Raw genomic sequence first — 17875 nt, 5'->3', positions numbered from 1 at the left:
GCAAAGTACGGAGGTATCCGTCATAGGTATATTCCGGTGGCAATTGCCAGCGACACTTGTCCAGGTGTGACCGCCCGGCGAAACTGGAAGCGAAGCCGCACCTCACCACTGTGGATCCCGGAAGGGGTCACCGGAGGAAGGGCGTGAATCAATCCGGCGAGCGAATCTCAAGCTGACCCTGGGCCGATGCCGGCTCACCGGAGAAGACCACCCCGACTGCTGCTCGGCAAAGGATGATTCTTCGTGAACCGTGACCGCAGCGGCGTCCGCAATCGCCCCGAGGTGGGATTGCGGTTACGCGTCATCGCATACACCTGGGCGCTCAGCGAGGCGGCGTTCGCGGAGATCGACGCGTTCGCCTGGGTTCAACGATGGCAGATCGAGCGAGCCTGGCATTCGCACACCTATCGCGACAGGCGCTTCGCCGCCCTCATCGCCTGCTTCTCCTGTGCCGCGACCGGAGCGACGGGTTCGGGCGGGCCCTGCCGTACCTGCGAGGGCATCGGGCGGTTGAACCTGCTCGAACCACCCGGCAGCCCGGACCAGGGGTCGCCCGACAGCGCGCGCAGATGAGAGCGACCTGAGCGAGCCGAGCACGGGGAACGTTGTGAGGCCGTCCGCGCCCACCGCATTGGGCGAGATGCGCGAATGAGGGGCACGTACGAGGGGGTGCTCGGCTCGCCCGTTCAGCCGGGCGCGGCCGTGGTGGGGGAGATCAGGCGGAGTGCCTGCCGGGGTGGATGGGGGCGGAGACGGTGAGCTCGGCGGTGCAGAAGGCGCAGCGGCGCGCGGCGACGGGGATGTCGCTCAGGCACTCGGGGCACTGCTTCTCGGTCGCCTCCTTGTCCTTCGTGAAGAGGCTGAGGAGCCGGGTCATCGGCATGACGACGAGCCAGTAGATGACGGCGGCGACGATGAGGAACGACAACGCGTGGTTGACGAAGTCGCCGTACTTGAACACCGAGCCGTTCACCGTGAACGTGTACTTCGCGAAGTCGGGCTGGCTGCCGCCCGTCGCCGCGGCGATGAGGGGGGTGATGACATCGGCCACGAGGGCCTCGATCAAACCGCTGAAGGCCGCGCCGATGACGACGGCGACCGCGAGCTCCACGAGGTTGCCGCGCATCAGGAATTTCTTGAATCCGGTCATGGGGGTATGACCTATCCGGTTTGGTCAACACTGCGCAAGCTGGACGGCAAGATCTCGGTTACGGCTCGATAGCGGGGCTGACCGGACCGGCAGGCCTCACGACTGACGCCGCAGGTCGGCAGCGGGCGAGCTTGCTCGCCGACCGCAGAGCCGTCGCGAGCTCTCCGGCTCCCGGCCGTAGGGCGGGGTCGGCCGACAGCTGTGGCTCCGGACCGAGAGCAGACCCGCCGAGTCGCGTCCCCGGCGCCTGCTGCGCCGCGGCCGGACCCACTGAGACCGGTACGGCCTGAGCGTGCAGAGACCGGCATGGCCGGACCCTCCGTGCATGATCACGACTTGTGCCTGGCCTGGTCAGGCTGGGTTTCGCCGAATCTGTGCATGATCACGAACTGTGTCGTCCCAGGTCAACCGGGTTGCCGGCGAACCTGTGCATGATCACGGCGGGTGTGTTGTACCCCCACCCCATACGCGACGTTAACGCGGAGGGACTGTCAGAGCCCCCTGTGGGCAGGCACGATGTGTTGTGAACGAGTGTCATGCCAACGGTCGTGTGAACGGCCGCCTGCCGGACCGGCGGGCGAGGAGGTCGCGTGAGGGAGATCTGGCCGGGGGATCCCTATCCCCTCGGTGCCACATACGACGGCGCGGGAACGAACTTCGCGCTCTTCACCGAGGTGGCGGAGAGTGTCGAGCTGTGCCTGTTCGACGACGAGGGGGGAGAGGAGCGGGTTCCGCTCACCGAGGTCGAGGGCTTCGTCTACCACTGCTACCTGCCGGGAGTCGGCCCCGGCCAGCGGTACGGCTACCGCGTGGACGGGCCGTACACGCCGTCGGAGGGGTTGCGCTGCAATCCCGCCAAGCTTCTGCTCGACCCGTACGCCAAGGCGGTCGAGGGCTCGGTGCGGTGGGACCAGGCCGTGTACGGCTATCGCTTCGGCGAGCCCGACAGCCGTGACGACAGCGACTCCGCGCCGTACATGCCGCGCTCGATCGTGATCAATCCCTTCTTCGGCTGGGGCCATGACCGGCCGCCGGCCACGCCGTACCACGACACGGTGATCTACGAGGCCCACGTCCGGGGGCTGACGATCAACCATCCGAAGATCCCCGAGTCGATCCGGGGGACGTACGCCGCCCTGGGCCACCCCGAGATCATCGACCACCTCACCGGGCTCGGCGTCACCGCGATCGAGCTGATGCCGATCCATCAGTTCGTGACCGACGACGTGCTGCAGAAGCGCGGCCTGTCCAACTACTGGGGCTACAACACGGTCGGCTTCTTCGCGCCGCACAGCGCCTACTCGAGCGCGGGTGAGCGCGGCGGGCAGGTGCTGGAGTTCAAGGCCATGGTGAAGGCCCTGCACGAGGCGGGCATCGAGGTGATCCTCGACGTGGTCTACAACCACACGGCCGAGGGCAACCACCTCGGCCCGACCCTGTCCATGCGGGGCATCGACAACGCCAACTACTACCGGCTGGTCGAGGACGACCGCAGGTACTACATGGACACGACGGGCACGGGGAACAGCCTGCTGATGCGCAGCCCCCACGCCCTGCAGCTGATCATGGACTCGCTGCGCTACTGGGTCAGCGACATGCATGTGGACGGCTTCCGCTTCGACCTCGCGTCCTCACTCGCCAGAGAGCTGCACGACGTCGACCGGCTGAGCGTGTTCTTCGACCTCGTCCAGCAGGACCCGGTGTTGTCCCAGGTCAAGCTCATCGCCGAGCCGTGGGACGTCGGGCCGGGCGGCTACCAGGTGGGCAACTTCCCCGCCCGATGGACGGAGTGGAACGGCCGCTACCGCGACACGATCCGCGACCTGTGGCGGGGCGAACCCGCCGCGCTGCCCGAGTTCGCCTCGCGGCTGACCGGGTCGAGCGACCTCTACCAGGACGACAGCCGCCGCCCCGCGGCCTCGATCAACTTCGTCACCTGCCACGACGGCTTCACGCTTCAGGACCTCGTGTCGTACAACGGCAAGCACAACGAGGCCAACGGCGAGGACAACCGCGACGGCGCCGACGACAACCGCTCCTGGAACTGCGGCGTCGAGGGCCCGGCGACCGGCCCGGTGGCGCAGCTGCGCGAACGGCAGAAGCGCAACTTCCTGGCCACGCTGTTCCTGTCCCAGGGCGTGCCGATGTTGTCACACGGAGACGAGCTGGGACGCACCCAGAGCGGCAACAACAACGCCTACTGCCAGGACAACGAGATCAGCTGGGTCGACTGGTCGGCGGCGACCGACCCGGGCACCAGACCGGGGGCCGGGGTCAGGAAGGGGGAGAGCAGGCAGCTCCTGGAGTTCACCCGGAGGCTCGCCCGGCTCCGCCACGACCACCCGGTCTTCCGCCGCCGCCGCTTCTTCTACGGCAGGCCGGAGCGAGGATCCCACGACGAGCTCAGCGACATCGCCTGGCTCACCCCGTCGGGGACCGAGATGGCCGACGCGGACTGGCACAACGGTTACGCCAAGGCGCTGGCGGTCTTCCTCAACGGCGACGCGATCACCGAGCCCGACCGGCGCGGCAGGCCCATCACCGACGAGTCGTTCCTGCTGCTGTTCAACGCCCACTCCGAGGTCATCAGGTTCACGATCCCCAAGGACTACGGGGAGATCTGGGCGACGGAGCTCGACACGGCCATGCCGAGCGCGATGGAGTCGCGCATGTGCCGGGCGGGTGAGGGCGTTCCCGTGGCGGGCAGGTCGGTGCGGGTCCTCCGACGGGCCTGAGGGGTGCCCGAAGCTGTGCGTGACCGGATGTCCGGAGCCGTGCCTGACCGGACGTCCGGAGACGCGGCTGAACGGATGTCCGGAGTCGTGCCCTGCCGGAGCCGCCCGGTCGGCGTCGTGTATGGCGGGGATGTCCCGGCGGCGGGCACTATGGGACATGCCCCGGGGACCCGTTGAAGGGCGGTGCCGTGACCTCGACCTACCGTGTGCAGCTCACACCTGATCTCGGCTTCCCGGAGGTGGCCCGGCTGACGGGATACCTCCGGGAGCTGGGAGCGGGCCGGCTCTATCTGTCGCCCATCCTGCAGGCGGTCCGTGATTCCCAGCACGGCTACGACGTCGTGGACCACGGCCGGATCCGGGCCGAGTTCGGGGGAGCCGCCGCCCTGCGCGACCTCGCGGCGCGCGGCATCCCCCTGATCGCCGACATCGTGCCCAACCACATGACCGTGCCGCAGCCCGAGTCCGGCAACGCCCCGCTCTGGTCGGCGTTGCGGGACGGCCCGGACTCCCCGTACGCGCGGTGGTTCGACGTCCAGTGGCCCGTCGCCCTCCCGGTCCTCGGCGACGAGCCGGGCGGACTCGTGGCCGACGGGTCCGTCCTGCGCTACTACGACCACGCGTTCCCGATCCGCCCGGGCACGGAGGACCTCCCGCTGCCGGAGTTGCTGGAGGCCCAGCACTACCGGCTCGTGAACTGGCGCGAGAGCCCCGGCTACCGGCGGTTCTTCGACGTCTCCTCCCTGATCGGCCTGAGGGTGGAGGATCCCGAGGTCTTCGAGGCCACCCACGCCCTGATGTTGTCGCTGGTCGACGAGGGGATCATCGAGGGGCTGCGGGTCGACCACCCCGACGGCCTGGCCGACCCGCGCGGCTACCTCGAACGGCTCCGCCCGCGCGTGCCCGGCCCGCTGTGGGTGGAGAAGATCCTCATCGACGACGAACGGCTGCCCGCCGACTGGCCGTGCGACGGCACCACGGGCTACGACGCGCTCAACATGATCACGCGGCTGTTCGTCGACCCGGCGGGCCGGGACTCGCTGGTCGAGACGTTCACCCGGCACACGGGCGTGCCCGCCTCCTACGATTCGGTGCGCTACGAGGCGAAGAAGCACGTCATCGAGCTGTTCTTCCGGGGCGAGGTCGACCGGCTGGTGGGAGCTCTCGGCGACCCGGGTCTGCGCGACGCCGCCGTCGAGTTGCTCGCCGCGATGCCCGTCTACCGGGCCTATGTGAACCCCGGCGAGCAGCCGTCGGCCGAGTCGGTCGCGATCGTCCAGGCGGCCGCGTCGCAGGCGGCCACGCGCGCCGATCCCGACGCCGTCGGGAAGACCGCCAACCTCGTCCTGTACGGCCCGGCCGAGGCGGTGACCAGGTTCCAGCAGACCTGCGGCCCGGTCATGGCCAAGGGCGTGGAGGACACCGCGCTCTACCGGTGGTATCCCCTGGCCGCCCTCAACGAGGTGGGCGGCGAGCCCGACAGGTTCGGAGTCTCGGCCGGCGAGTTCCACGCGTTCTGCGCGAGCCTGCCGCCCACGACGATGACCACGCTGTCGACCCACGACACCAAACGGTCGGAGGACGTCCGGGCCAGGCTCGCCGTGTTGTCGGAGATGCCGGCCGAATGGTCCCGCGCCGTCGCCTCGTGGGCCTCGTCCGTGGCGTTCGACCCGCGGCTGGACTACCTCGCCTGGCAAACGCTCATGGCGTCGTGGCCCATCACGACCGAGCGGTTCACCGGCTACCTGCTCAAGGCCGCACGCGAGGCCAAGACCGCCATCTCGTGGCAGAACCGCGACCCCGCGTACGAGGCCGGCATCAGGGAGTTCGCGGAGCGGGCCGTCGAGGTCTGCGGTCACTCCGTGGCGTCGTTCACCGCCGTGGTCGACCGGTACGCCCGGGTCAACTCGCTCGGCCAGAAGCTCGTCCAGCTGATGATGCCGGGCATCCCGGACGTCTACCAGGGCACGGAGATCACCGACTTCTCGCTGGTCGACCCGGACAACCGGCGACCGGTCGACTTCGAGCGGCGGCGGGGGCTCCTCGCTCACCCCGACGACAGCTGGGACGGCCAGAAGATGCTGGTCACCACCACCGCGCTCAACCTGAGGAGACGGCTCGACCCGGCTTCGCCGTACGAGCCGATCGAGGCGGGAGAGCACGCGGTGGCCTTCGCCCGCGGAGAGCGGGCGGTGGCCGTCGCGACCCGGCTGCCCGCCGGGCTCGAACGGCGGGGCGGCTGGGGCGCCGACACGCTCATGTTGCCGCCAGGGCAATGGCGTGATCTGCTCACAGGGCGGCAGCACACCGGCCGGATCCCGCTGGGACACCTGCTGTCCCGGTATCCGGTCGCGATCCTGGAACGGTGAATCCCGGCGGGGGACGGGGAGACTCTTTGCTGGACGGCGGCCTCGCGGCCGCCCCGACACCTGGAGGGGCATGTACGAGGTCTGGGCGCCCCAAGCGGCACGCGTCGAGGTCGAGTTCGGGGGGACCAGGCACGAGATGTCTCCGGGCGACGGCGGGTGGTGGACCGCCGCCGGGGACGAGCACGGCACCGACTACTCCTTCTACGTCGACGACGGCGGGCCCTACCCCGACCCCAGGACGCGGCGGCAGCCGTACGGCGTCGAGGGTCCGAGCCGGGTCTGCGATCACGCGAGGTTCACCTGGGGCGACCAGGACTGGCGCGGCCGTGACCTGCGCGGGTCGGTCATCTACGAGTTGCACGTCGGCACCTTCACCCCGGAGGGCACCTTCAGCGGCGTGATCGACAGGTTGCGCCACCTCGTGGACCTGGGTGTCGACTTCGTCGAGATCATGCCGGTCGCCCCCGTTCCCGGACGGCGCAACTGGGGGTACGACGGCGTCGACCTCTACGCCGTGAACGAGGAGTACGGCGGGCCCGACGGGCTGAAGATGCTGGTCGACGCGTGCCATCGAGCCGGGCTCGGCGTGATCCTCGACGTGGTCTACAACCACCTGGGCCCTTCGGGGAACTACCTGGCCAAGTTCGGGCCGTACTTCCACGACTTCAAGGGCTCCTACTGGGGGGACGCCGTCAACCTCGACGGCCCGGGCTCGGACGAGGTTCGGCGTTACTTCGTCGAGAACGCGCTGCAGTGGCTGGGCGACTATCACATCGACGGGCTGCGCCTCGATGCCGTGCACGCGCTGCACGACTCGCGCGCGACGCACTTGCTGGAGGAGCTGTCGGCCGAGGTGGAGGCCTTGTCGACCAGCCTGGGCAGACCGCTGACGCTGATCGCCGAGTCGGACCTGAACGATCCCCGCCTGATGGCGCCCCGGGAGTCCGGCGGCTTCGGCCTGAACGCGACGTGGAACGACGACGTCCACCACGCGCTGCACTCCGCCGTCACGGGGGAGACCCAGGCCTACTACCGCGACTTCGGCTCGTTGTCGGCGCTGGCCAAGGTGCTCACCCGCGGATATTTCCACGACGGCACCTATTCGAGCTTCCGGGGCCGCAGTCACGGCCGGTCGGCGGCGGGCGTGCCCGGCTACCGGTTCGTCTGCTGCGTGCAGAACCACGACCAGATCGGCAATCGGCCGTCGGGTGACCGGATGGAGCCCGAGCACCTGTGGCTCGCCGCCGGGTTGCTGCTGGCCTCGCCGTTCACGCCGATGCTCTTCATGGGCGAGGAGTGGGGGGCGGGAACGCCCTTCTACTTCTTCACCGACCACTTCGAGTCCTCGCTGGCCGAGAACGAGGGAGAGCGTCGCCGGATCGAGTTCGAGAGGTTCGGCTACGACTGGAAGGCGCCCGACCCACAGGAGGAGTCCACCTTCCTCCGCTCGAAACTGGACTGGAGCGAGCTCTCCGAGGACGGCGCCGTCTCGCTGCTCGGCTGGTACCGCGACCTGATCGCGCTGCGCAAGACGTATCCCGAGCTCGCCGATCCCCGGCTCGACCGCGTGAAGGTCCGCCACGACGAGGACCGGCACTTCCTGGTCATGGAACGCGGATCGTTGCGCGTCCTGGCCAATTTCGGCGGCCTCCCCGTGCCCGTACGGCTCACGCCGGGCGCCAAGAGGATCCTGCTCGCCTCCGACGAGGCCATCCGGCTGATGGACGGCGACGTCTACCTTCCCGCCCAGGCCCTGGCCATCGTCCAGACCTGATTCGGCGTTATTCGATTGACGGGCCTGGATCGCGCGCAACAGTCTGGACCGATGCTGATCAGATGTGAGACGGCGGCCGACGTCGCGCCCATCCACGCCGTCCACGCCGCGGCGTTCGCGCCGACGGCCGACCCCGGCAGTCCGGTCGTCGAGGCGGACCTGGTGGACGCGTTGCGGGCCTGCGACGCGTGGCTGCCCGCGCTGTCGTTCGTCGCGGCCGGACGGGACGGCGACGTCGTGGGGCACGTGGTGTGCTCGCGAGCCCATGTCGACGGCACGCCCGTCCTGGGTCTAGGACCGCTGGGCGTGCATCCGAGCGTCCAGCGTCAGGGCGTGGGCCACGCCCTCATGCACGCCGTGCTCGGAGCGGCCGACGCGCTCGGTGAGCCCCTGGTGGTGCTGCTCGGCCATGCCGACTACTACCCGCGGTTCGGCTTCGGACCGGCGAAGGACTACGGGATCGTCCCGCCGGTGGCCGAGTGGGGACCGCACTTCCAGGTCCGGCCGCTCACCGCGTATCACCCGTCGATTCGCGGTGCGTTCGTCTACGCCGGGCCCTTCAACGAACTGTAGGACGGGCGTCAGCCGCTCAATTCGGGCGCGTAATCGGCCGGAAACCACGGTCGAATCATGTCGGCAGGGGATCTGTGATCGCCGGCCGTGGACATCGGTGACGCGACCGGCCTTTCTTCGATGGCGGTCTTCCGGTGGCCGTCCCTCGATCCGGCCTTCCCGGGCGGTGTCAAGCTCCGTGGCACTGATTCGAATGTCGTCGCGGAAGTGCTGCCCGGTGCGCACCTCCCGCCCGGCGCGCAGGCGCTTTGGCGGTGTGTGACCTGCTCTGACGCCGTCGGCTTCCTTTCTGATCGCCTGTTGTCGATCGATGGGCGCCGTCGTGCGCCGGTGTCTCTTGCCGGCCCCTTGATTAAAGGCGCAAATGGCGCCTATATCGGGATATCTCCGATTGGGACATAAAAGACATTCGTGATAAGGCGATCAGTATTTGCTTAATGTCGTCAATAAATGCATGGGTGGGAGGCAAAAGCCGCCGATCATCGTTTGCCCCCTATCTGTCGCGGAGAATAAGACATTGCAGAGATAAGCTGTCGGGTCCTGCTAGAAGAATACTTTCCAAGCTATTTGGAAAGAGTCGAATCATAGGGTAATTGCTCATTCTTGGGGGGAAATGCAAATGTCTAACGTCAAGAGCCTCGTGGGGGTTCTCGCCATCAGCGCCGCGCTGACCGGCGGGGCCGTCGCCCTCGGTACCGCTGTCACCGCCGGCACCGCGAACGCCGCCACCGTCATGGGCTGCGGCGGCGGCTGCGGCGGAGGCGGCTGGGGCCGGGGCGACCGCAACCACAACCGCAACTGGAACAACATCCGTGCGTGGCAGCACGAGCGCGAGCACCAGCACCAGCGCCAGTACCTGCTGCGCGACTTCACCCTGCTGGTGACGCCGTTCCAGAAGAGCGAGACCCAGGCCACCCCCATGCAGAAGCAGGACGGCGACTCCAAGTCGGAGGCGGAGGCCGAGAACTGATCCGGTCCTCACCGTCACGGCTCCACCGTCCTGTGGGGGCGGCGGGGCGGTGACAGCTGGGAGACGGTGACGACCTCGCCGGCATCGCCTGGTGGCGGTGAGCCGTGCCCGGGACTCGCCAGTGGTAGCGGCCCTGGTCCTGTTGTTCGCACTCCGTGCGGCCCAGGACCGGGGCCGCCGTGATGTCCGGGATCGAGTCCCGCGGTCCCCTGTGGACGATGAGCGTTTTCCACAGAACCAGATTCTGGTGGGAGGCGGCGCGGGCCGTTCATCCATGGTGGGGCTTCCGAGATTCCCAGGAGGACCCATGCAGATCACCTATTCCGTTCCGGCGGAGACGACGTCGGTGTTCGTCGTGGCCGTGGACCGTGCGCCCGTGGAGTTGTCGTCGATCGTCCCGTGGCGCATGGGCAAGCCGCACCGGAAGAGAGCGATGGAGGTGCTCGGCACGCCGCGGCTGGAACTGGAGGCGGTCAGGGCCGACCGTTCGATCTGGCGGCGGACGGGCCTCAAGGACGACGACCTGAGACGGGTCGCCAGGGCGCGTCACCATGTCGTGGTCTCCAGCACCGCGCCGGTCGAGGCGCAGCCGGAGGCCGCCCAGGTCGCCCGCGCGGCGGCGCGCGGTGTGGCGGAGGCCTATCACGGAGTGATCGTGGACAGGCTGACCGGCTCCGCCGTCTACCACTGCGCCGCATGCCCGGGCGAGCGCCAGGACTTCCGGCTGGGCGACGACTGGCTGGGCTGGGCCATCGAGATCGACGACGACCGCTCGTGCCCGCCCTGGGATCCGGCAGGCACCGAAGTCTGCGCCTGCCTGCGGGTGACGACACGAGGCCTCGCGCGGTTCGGGCTGCCGGAGGTCATGCTGGACGGCGCGGCGTGCGCCCACCGCCTCTGCACGGTCAACGTGCTCCGCACCGTCGCAGAGCGGCTGTTCACCGCCCATCTCGCCTGGGTCGGCGGCAATCCGGGCGCCCGGTGCCGGACGATCGACGATCATCTGCAGGTCGACGGCGCCGATTTCGCCGTCGTCTCCGGCGCTCCCGAACTCGGGCGTGAGCCCTTTCGCGTACGGCTGACGCGCGACGCGGCCGACAGGTCATGCCTGCGGGTCGGTCCGCCGGCGGATTTCGAGGGGACCGTCAGCGAATGGTTGTGCCGTACGCCCGGGCTCCGGGCCGCATGACGCCCGGATGAAGCCTCGCAGACGCTATTGCAAGCCGGCGGCACTTTCCGAGCCCGATGTGCATCTTGAGCGGCGGACCCGGGAACGTGATGCGCTCATCGAACGGCGGGAACAGCTGTTGTCCGGCTGACCGGGCGATATCCGTTCGCGTCTCGGCGGCCCGGGGGGCGATGCTTGTCTTCGTCGTGAGGAGGAGCGGATGCCGGGCGATGCGGCAGTGGTGGCGGTGAGCCTCAGCGGGACTCACACGTTCAGCAAACCCAACCAGGACGTCATCCGTTTGCTGGCCGGGCTGGGCGTGGAGGGCGACGCGCACATGGGAGTGACGGTCAAGCACCGGTCCCGGGTCGCCCGCGACCCCAGCCTGCCCAACCTCCGGCAGGTGCATCTGGTCCATGAGGAGCTGCACGACGAGCTGCGTTCCGCGGGCTTCGCCGTACGGGCGGGGGACATGGGGGAGAACGTCACCACGCGCGGCCTGGACCTGCTCGGACTGCCCGTGGGCGCGCGACTTCATCTCGGTGAAACGGCTGTGGTGGAGATCACCGGCCTGCGCAATCCCTGCCTGCAGCTCGACGGCTTCCAGGACGGATTGCTGAAAGCGGTTCTGGGCCGGGATGAGGACGGAGGCCTGGTCAGGAAGGCCGGGATCATGGGGATCGTCATAGAGGGCGGTGAGGTGCGGCCCGGAGACCCGATCGTCATCGAGTTCCCGGCCGGACCCCTTCACCGCCTCGAACCTGTGTGAGCCCTGGCGGGCGGGTCAGTGCTGGTGACCGTCGTGGTCGTGATGGTCGTGGTCGTCCTCGTCACCCTCGTCCTCGAGGACGCCGTCGGACGGCTCGACGCCGAGCATGGCCTCTCGCGGCTCGATGTCGTTGAGGTGCTCGACCAGACCCAGAACATGGTCCGGCTCGATCAGCCACTGCAGGGCCGCCGCGCCCGTGTCGTCGGTGTTGACCAGCTCGATCTGCTCTTGGCGCTCGTCCTGGTCCAGCTCCGTCTCGGGGTCGCGGATCTCCGCGAGTGCCGCCGCCTGGAGGGCGCCCACGTCCATGACCTCGACGACGAGGTCGACGGTGAGACGCAGATAGCGTCCCGTGTCCGTTGTATCGCTCATGGTGGAGATCCTATCGGCCGCCGGTCAGGGCAGCTTCCACTCGACGGGTGCGGCGCCCTGCTCGGCGAGCAACTGGTTCGCCCTGCTGAACGGCCGGGAGCCGAAGAAACCGCTGCGCGCGGAGAGGGGACTGGGATGGGCCGACTCGATGCACGGCACCTGGCCGAGCATCGGCCGCAGATTGCGGGCGTCGCGTCCCCACAGGATGGCCACGAGGGGGCCGCCCCGGGTGACGAGCGCCTTGATGGCCTGCTCGGTGACTTCCTCCCAGCCCTTGCCCCGATGGGACGCGGGCTTGCCCGGCATCACCGTCAGGACCCTGTTGAGCAGGAGCACGCCCTGCTCGGTCCACGGGGTGAGGTCGCCGTTGGTCGGCGGGGGGTAGTCGAGGTCGGCCATGTACTCCTTGTAGATGTTGACCAGGCTCCCGGGGAGCGGCCGGACATCCGACGCGACCGAGAAGCTCAGGCCGACCGGGTGGCCGGGCGTGGGATAGGGGTCCTGTCCCACGATCAGCACACGGACCTCGCTGAGAGGCTGCTGGAACGCGCGGAGGACGTTGCCCCCCGCGGGAAGGTACTGTCGCCCTTCCGTTATCTCCTGCCGGAGGAAGTCGCCCATTGCGGTGATCCGCTCGGCGACGGGTTCGAGGGCCGTGGCCCATCCGGCTTCCACTACTTCGTGCAACGGACGCCCTGCCATGGTCGCGAACTCTATCGGCTTTCCCGGGTGGGCAAGGCATCCGGCGGCAAAGATCGGATGCCCGCTTACCCCCGTGAAGCGGGCATCCGATGTCCGGGGCCATGCCGTCCCCTACGTCTTCGCCGGCACAACGTGGGCGGAAGTCGGCGAAATATCAGGAGTTGGCATGAGATCGAGGACAAACTTGCCAATGCGGTGACATCAGCTGCTCTGGCCGTACAGAATGGGGCCTAGCCCGGATGCGCGCTTTTCCCCCCGTGAAGCGCGCGTCCGGGCCCTTTCTGTGCGCCCACGCCGATCGGCGGGAGTTATTTCACCGATCCCGCGAGCATTCCCTGGACGAAGTACCGCTGGAAAGCGAAGAACAGAACCAGCGGGATGATGAGCGACAGGAAGGCGCCTGGCGCGAGGATGTCCACGTTGGTGCCGAACTGTCGCATCTGAGATTGCAGCGCCTTGGTCATCGGCTGGTTCTCGGTGTCGGCGAATACCAGCGAGACGAGCAGGTCGTTCCAGACCCACAGGAACTGGAAGATGCCGAGCGACGCGATCGCTGGTTTGGCCAGCGGGAACACCACGGTCGCGAAGATCCGCCACTCCTGAGCGCCGTCCATCCGCGCCGCCTCGAGCAGTTCCCGGGGGATGCCCGCGAAGAAGTTGCGCAGCAGGAAGATGGCGAACGGCAGGCCGAACGCCACGTGGAACAGCACGACTGCCGCGATCGATCCAAATATCCCGAGAAATCCGTACATCTTGGCGATTGGGATGAGGGCGATCTGGACCGGCACCACCAGCAGGGCGACGACGACGAGGAACACGGCGTCCCTGCCGGGGAACTCTATCCAGGCGAAGGCGTACGCCGCCATCGCCGCGATGCCGATGACCAGCAACGTCGCGGGGACCGTGATGAACACGGTGTTCCAGAACGACGAGCTGAAGCCGGCCGCCAGCAGGTTCCCGTAATTCTCGAAGGTGACCTGGGCGGGTTTGGTGAACAGGGTCCACCAGCCGGACGCGTTGTTCTCCACCTCGCCGCGCAGCGACACCACCAGCAGGCCCAGCGTCGGGACGAGCCAGAACACCGCGACCAGGACGAGGAGCACCTGGACCACGCCGCCGCCGAGCCGGTCGACCACTCGCCCGAGGAGGCCGCGCTCGATCCGCTGCGCCGACCCCGGTTCGGTCAGGGTTGTCATCGCTCGTCCCTCCTGAACCGGCGGATGTTGAAGATCATGAACGGCAGGACCAGCACCAGCAGGAAGATGGCGAGGGCGCTGCCCATGCCCTGGTTGCCGCCGCCGCCGAACGACACCCGCCACATCTCGAGCGCGATCACGTTGGCCTGCGGTTGCACCGAACCCGGCGCGATGATGAACACCAGGTCGAACACCTTCAGCACGTTGATGATCATCGTGACGAAGACGACGAGCAGCACCGGGGTGAGCAGGGGCACGGTGATTCGCCGGAACACCTGCCACTCGGTCGCGCCGTCGATCCGGGCCGCCTCCAGCGCGTCGCGGGGGATCGCCGACAACCCGGCCGCGATCAGCACCATGGCGAAGCCGGCCCACACCCAGATGTACGCGCCGATGATCGCGGGCGTGATCAGGCCGGGGCCGAGCCAGGTGATGCCGTTGAAGGGCGCCTGGAAGTTCGACTGCGGGAGCCGTACGACATAGGAGCCGGCGGGCAGCCCGGCGAAGTGGAAGCTGCCGTCGGCGGTCGTCTCGGCGGTGCCCTTGACCGCGCCGCCGGCGACCGCCTCGACGGTGATCCCGGCCAGCCCCTTCTCCTGCGGGTCGATCTGGTTGAGGGTGCCGCCGCCTCCGCGCACGACGTCGAGCCAGACCGTGCCGCTCACCCCGCCGGCCGGGGCGGCCTTCGCGGGCGCCGCGTCCTTGACGACGTCGGGGCTCAGGCCGACCAGCGGGATGAGCACCGGCTGACCGGCCTGCACCTGCTGCTTGGTCACGACGGCGCCGCCCTGGACGGCCGCGGGCGCCTGGTCGTTCTCACGCGGCCGTGCTCCGGGATACCCCGCGCTGGAGGAGAACGTGTCGTGGACGGCGGTGATCACCGCGTTGGCCACGCCCTTGTCCGGGTCCTGCTCGTAGACGAGACGGAAGATGACTCCGGCCGCGAGGAGGGAGACGGCCATCGGCATGAACAGGATGAGCTTGAAGGCCGTCGCCCAGCGGATGCGCTCGGTCAGCACCGCGAAGATCAGGCCGAGGACGGTGACGATCAGCGGAGCCACCACGACCCAGATCACGTTGTTTCTGATCGTGGTCAGCGTGGCGGAGTCCGTGAAGATCGAGCCGTAGTTCCCGAGACCGACGAAGCGGTCCCCGGTGGAGTCGAACAGGCTCCTGAAGATCGAGTAGATGATCGGGTAGACCACCCACGCGCCCAGGAGGAGAACGGCGGGCAGGAGGAAGAACACCGCCATCCTCGGCGAGGGTCCGAGCCGATGGGGGGTGCTGCTGTCCACGCGCGTGGCCGGAGCCGGCGCGGATCGGGTCTCAATCGGACCGGAGGTGGCCCCGGCGGCGGGGATGTCGTCGCCGGGGGCCTGCGGGCCGTTCAACCGTTCGGTCACGGCCGCGTCTCCCTATTTCGTGAAGGCCTTGGCGGCGTCCGCCTCGAGCTTCTCCTGGGCGCCCTTCACGTCGGAGGGGTTGCGCAGGAAGTCCTGCAGGTCCTTCCACTCGCCCTTGCCGTCCGTGCCGCCGAAGGCGCTGGGCGCGAGGTCCGACATGTCGTACCGGACGGACTCACCCGCGGAGATGATCGTCTGGGCGAGCTGCTTGGTCAGCTCGTCGGGGTAGTTGTCGGGGGACACGTTGCGGTTGGGGGACAGGTAGCCGGGCTGCTTGGCCCAGACCTCGCCGCCCTCCTTGGAGGCCAGGAACTCCAGCAGCGCCTGCGCGCCCTTGGAGTCCTTCAGGACCACCGCGGTGTCGCCGCCGAGGATGACGGGATCAGTGTCGCCGGCCTTGGGGAACGGCATGATCTTGGCCTCCTCGCCGACCTTCGCGCCGGACTCGGCGGCGGTCACCGCGACGAAGTCGGCCTCGATGACCATCGCGGCCTTCTTCTGCCCGTAGACCTGGGTGGCGCAGGTCGGGAAGTCGGTCTGCAGCGCGCCGGACGCGCCGCCGAGCACGAACTCCTTCTTGCCGAAGATCTGCCCCATCTTCGTCAGCGCGGTGGCGACCGAGGGGTCGGTCCACGGGATCTCGTGCTTGGCCAGCTTGTCGTAGTTCTCCGGTCCCGCGGAGGAGAGGTAGACGTTCTCGAACAGGTCGGTGAGCGTCCAGCCGGACGCGCCGCACAACGCGAACGGCGCGGTGCCCGAGTCGGCCAGCGTCTGAGCGGTCTTGCCGATCAGGTCGTCCCACGACGTCGCCGGCTGGGCGCCCGCGTCGTCGAAGGCGGTCTGCCGGTACCAGATGAGCGACTTGTGGGCCGCCTTGACGAGCACGCCGTACACCTGGCCGCCGACCGAGCCGAGTTCCTTCCAGTACGGCGTGTAGTTCTGGTCGATCTGCGCCTGGACCTCGGGCGACAGGGGCTTGAGCGCCTTCTGGTCGGCGTACTGCTGGACCAGGCCCGGCTGGGGCAGGATCGCGACGTCAGGCGGGTTGCCGCCCTCGATGCGCGGACCCAGGTACGCCCCGGTGTCCTCACCGGTCGAGGCGTAGGTGACGGTCGCGCCCGTCTTGGCCTGGAACGCCTTCAGGACCTTCTCGAAGTTGGCCTGCTCGTCGCCGGTCCACTTCGCGGCCACTTCGATCTTGACGCCGTCGAGCGGCTTGGCGGCGGCGGTGGTGCCGCCGCCGCTCTGCGCGGGTTCGGGAGTGGTGTTGCCACCGCAGGCGGCCGCCGCGAGGGCGAGCACCGCCACCGTCAGGGGGAGTTTGCGCATGATCTAGCCTCCGGGCTGGACGACCTCGCCGAGCTGCTGTTTCAGATCGGCGACGGTTTCATCGACGGGTTTGCTGAGGTTGAGCGCGCCGGACACGGCGCTGGAGATCACCAGGCTGACCTGGTTGTAGTTGGGGGTCACCGGCCGCGGACGGGCGGACAGGATCGCCTCTTTCAGGACGGGCAGGTAGGGGAAGCGCTTGATCAGGGCGGGGTCGTCGTAGAGCTCGGCCCAGACCGGGGGGAAGGAGCCCTCGGTCAGGACGAGGCGCTGGATCTCGGGACCCGTGAAGTAGCGGATGAAGTCGAGAGCCGTCTTCTGCCGCTTGGAGTAGGCGCTGATCGCGAGATTGAGCCCGCCCAGCGAGCTCGATCCCGGTCCGGTCAGCCCAGGCAGGCGGGTCACCTCGAACTTGCCCGCGAGGCCGGAATGGGTCGCGGGGCCGTACGCGTGGGGCCAGTTGCGGGCGAAGACCAGCCGGCCCTCCTGGAACGCGAGCCGGGACTCCTCCTCCTTGTAGGAGAGCGCCTCCTGCGGGATCCAGCCCTCCTCGACGCCGCCGACCAGGAAGTCGAGCGCGGTGCGCGTGGCCCCGAGGTCCATCGTCACGCGGCGCCCGTCGGGGTCGAGGATCTGGCCGCCGGCGGACTGTACGGCTTCCGCGAAGTTGACGGTCAGGCCCTCATACGGAAGGAACTGACCGGCATATCCGCCTATGTGGTACTTGGCGCTTAGGCGGGAGGCCTGGTCGCGGAGCTCGGCCCACGTTCTCGGTGGCTTGAGATGCTCCTTCTTGAGGATGTCGGAGCGGTAGTAGAGCAGCCCGGCGTTACTCGTGTACGGCGCGGCCCACAGCCTGTCGCGGTAGATCGCGGTGTCCGCCACCCCCTTGAGCATCTTGTCCAGCGGGAACACGCTCCGGTCGAGCGGCACGATCCACCCGGCGTCGGCGAACTCGGCCGTCCAGACGACGTCGAGCCCGAGGACGTCGTAGACGTCGCTGTGGGCCTGGAGGTTGGCCACCATCTGGGCGCGTTGCTCGTCAGCCGCCTCGGGGAGCTCCAGCAGGGTCACCGGCTCCGCCGGATGGGTCTGGTTCCACCGGTCGAGCAGCGGCCGGAGGTAGGCGGTGGTGTCGCGGCCGGTGGCGAAGGTGATCGGACCGGTGCCGCTCGTGCCCTGTGACGTGCGGCCGGCGGAGTCCGCCAGCCCCGCGCACCCGGCCACCAGCAGGGTGGTCAGGAGTGCGACGGCTCGGCGGATCACGTGACCTCCGTATTAAGTCGTAGTTACATACGTGTTAGGTAGGTGCATGCATGTTATGCATAGCGTTAATGTGGGAGTCAACGGCTTGGTCCGTAACGC

The 17875-nt window shown here is 68.6% G+C and carries 16 protein-coding genes; 9 read left to right on the top strand and 7 right to left on the bottom strand.

The window, feature by feature from the left end:
• Positions 1–243: 243 nt before the first annotated feature.
• A complete protein-coding gene (locus Psi02_RS11875) occupies positions 244–573 on the top strand; it encodes a hypothetical protein (RefSeq protein ID WP_203973500.1) in 330 nt (109 codons plus the stop codon).
• Positions 574–715: 142 nt separating this feature from the next.
• Here the strand turns inward: Psi02_RS11875 and mscL are convergent, their stop codons facing one another.
• The gene (gene mscL, locus Psi02_RS11870; protein WP_203973499.1) at positions 716–1150 is read right to left on the bottom strand and encodes a large conductance mechanosensitive channel protein MscL; all 435 of its coding nucleotides are present in this window, start codon (positions 1148–1150) and stop codon (positions 716–718) included.
• A gap of 590 nt (positions 1151–1740) precedes the next feature.
• On the opposite strand from mscL, the gene glgX reads away from it, so the two are divergent.
• The 8 genes from glgX to Psi02_RS11830 all read left to right on the top strand — a co-directional run bounded on the left by glgX (position 1741) and on the right by Psi02_RS11830 (position 11508).
• A complete protein-coding gene (glgX, locus tag Psi02_RS11865; RefSeq protein WP_203973498.1) occupies positions 1741–3885 on the top strand; it encodes a glycogen debranching protein GlgX in 2145 nt (714 codons plus the stop codon).
• Between the two features lie 188 nt (positions 3886–4073).
• Entirely contained in the window at positions 4074–6254 is a 2181-nt protein-coding gene (gene treY, locus Psi02_RS11860) for a malto-oligosyltrehalose synthase (RefSeq protein ID WP_239094809.1), read from the top strand.
• A 70-nt stretch (positions 6255–6324) separates the two neighbouring features.
• Complete coding sequence (gene treZ / locus Psi02_RS11855) at positions 6325–8028, top strand: malto-oligosyltrehalose trehalohydrolase (protein WP_203973496.1); 1704 nt, start codon at positions 6325–6327, stop codon at positions 8026–8028.
• A 15-nt stretch (positions 8029–8043) separates the two neighbouring features.
• The gene (locus Psi02_RS11850; RefSeq protein WP_275415184.1) at positions 8044–8601 is read left to right on the top strand and encodes a GNAT family N-acetyltransferase; all 558 of its coding nucleotides are present in this window, start codon (positions 8044–8046) and stop codon (positions 8599–8601) included.
• 87 nt (positions 8602–8688) lie between these two features.
• Positions 8689–9003, top strand: coding sequence for a hypothetical protein (locus Psi02_RS11845; protein ID WP_203973494.1), 315 nt, complete (start codon positions 8689–8691; stop codon positions 9001–9003).
• Between the two features lie 217 nt (positions 9004–9220).
• Positions 9221–9571: a hypothetical protein gene (locus tag Psi02_RS11840; RefSeq protein ID WP_203973493.1), complete on the top strand. Its 351-nt coding sequence runs from the start codon at positions 9221–9223 to the stop codon at positions 9569–9571.
• A 307-nt stretch (positions 9572–9878) separates the two neighbouring features.
• Complete coding sequence (locus tag Psi02_RS11835; RefSeq protein WP_203973492.1) at positions 9879–10760, top strand: hypothetical protein; 882 nt, start codon at positions 9879–9881, stop codon at positions 10758–10760.
• Between the two features lie 199 nt (positions 10761–10959).
• Positions 10960–11508 (top strand): MOSC domain-containing protein, encoded by a 549-nt coding sequence (locus Psi02_RS11830; protein WP_203973491.1) that lies wholly within the window; start codon positions 10960–10962, stop codon positions 11506–11508.
• A gap of 15 nt (positions 11509–11523) precedes the next feature.
• Here Psi02_RS11830 and Psi02_RS11825 read toward each other — a convergent pair whose 3' ends face one another.
• From Psi02_RS11825 to Psi02_RS11800, 6 genes are all read right to left on the bottom strand, one after another.
• Positions 11524–11880, bottom strand: a complete 357-nt coding sequence (locus Psi02_RS11825; protein ID WP_203954961.1) for a hypothetical protein — start codon at positions 11878–11880, stop codon at positions 11524–11526.
• Between the two features lie 24 nt (positions 11881–11904).
• Positions 11905–12582 (bottom strand): uracil-DNA glycosylase, encoded by a 678-nt coding sequence (locus Psi02_RS11820; RefSeq protein WP_203973490.1) that lies wholly within the window; start codon positions 12580–12582, stop codon positions 11905–11907.
• Positions 12583–12890: 308 nt separating this feature from the next.
• The gene (locus Psi02_RS11815; RefSeq protein WP_203954959.1) at positions 12891–13778 is read right to left on the bottom strand and encodes a carbohydrate ABC transporter permease; all 888 of its coding nucleotides are present in this window, start codon (positions 13776–13778) and stop codon (positions 12891–12893) included.
• On the bottom strand, positions 13775–15181 hold the full coding sequence (locus Psi02_RS11810) for an ABC transporter permease (RefSeq protein ID WP_203973489.1): 1407 nt from the start codon (positions 15179–15181) through the stop codon (positions 13775–13777). Before Psi02_RS11810 ends, Psi02_RS11815 begins: the two co-directional genes overlap by 4 nt.
• A 12-nt stretch (positions 15182–15193) precedes the next feature.
• Positions 15194–16510: an ABC transporter substrate-binding protein gene (locus Psi02_RS11805; RefSeq protein WP_203973488.1), complete on the bottom strand. Its 1317-nt coding sequence runs from the start codon at positions 16508–16510 to the stop codon at positions 15194–15196.
• A 3-nt stretch (positions 16511–16513) separates the two neighbouring features.
• A complete protein-coding gene (locus Psi02_RS11800) occupies positions 16514–17776 on the bottom strand; it encodes an ABC transporter substrate-binding protein (protein ID WP_239094808.1) in 1263 nt (420 codons plus the stop codon).
• Between the last annotated feature and the right edge of the window lie 99 nt (positions 17777–17875).

Source organism: Planotetraspora silvatica (assembly GCF_016863315.1).
Lineage (GTDB): Bacteria > Actinomycetota > Actinomycetes > Streptosporangiales > Streptosporangiaceae > Planotetraspora > Planotetraspora silvatica.
The sequence above is the reverse complement of the archived record's forward strand: the minus strand, read 5'-3'. Positions and strand labels throughout refer to the sequence as shown.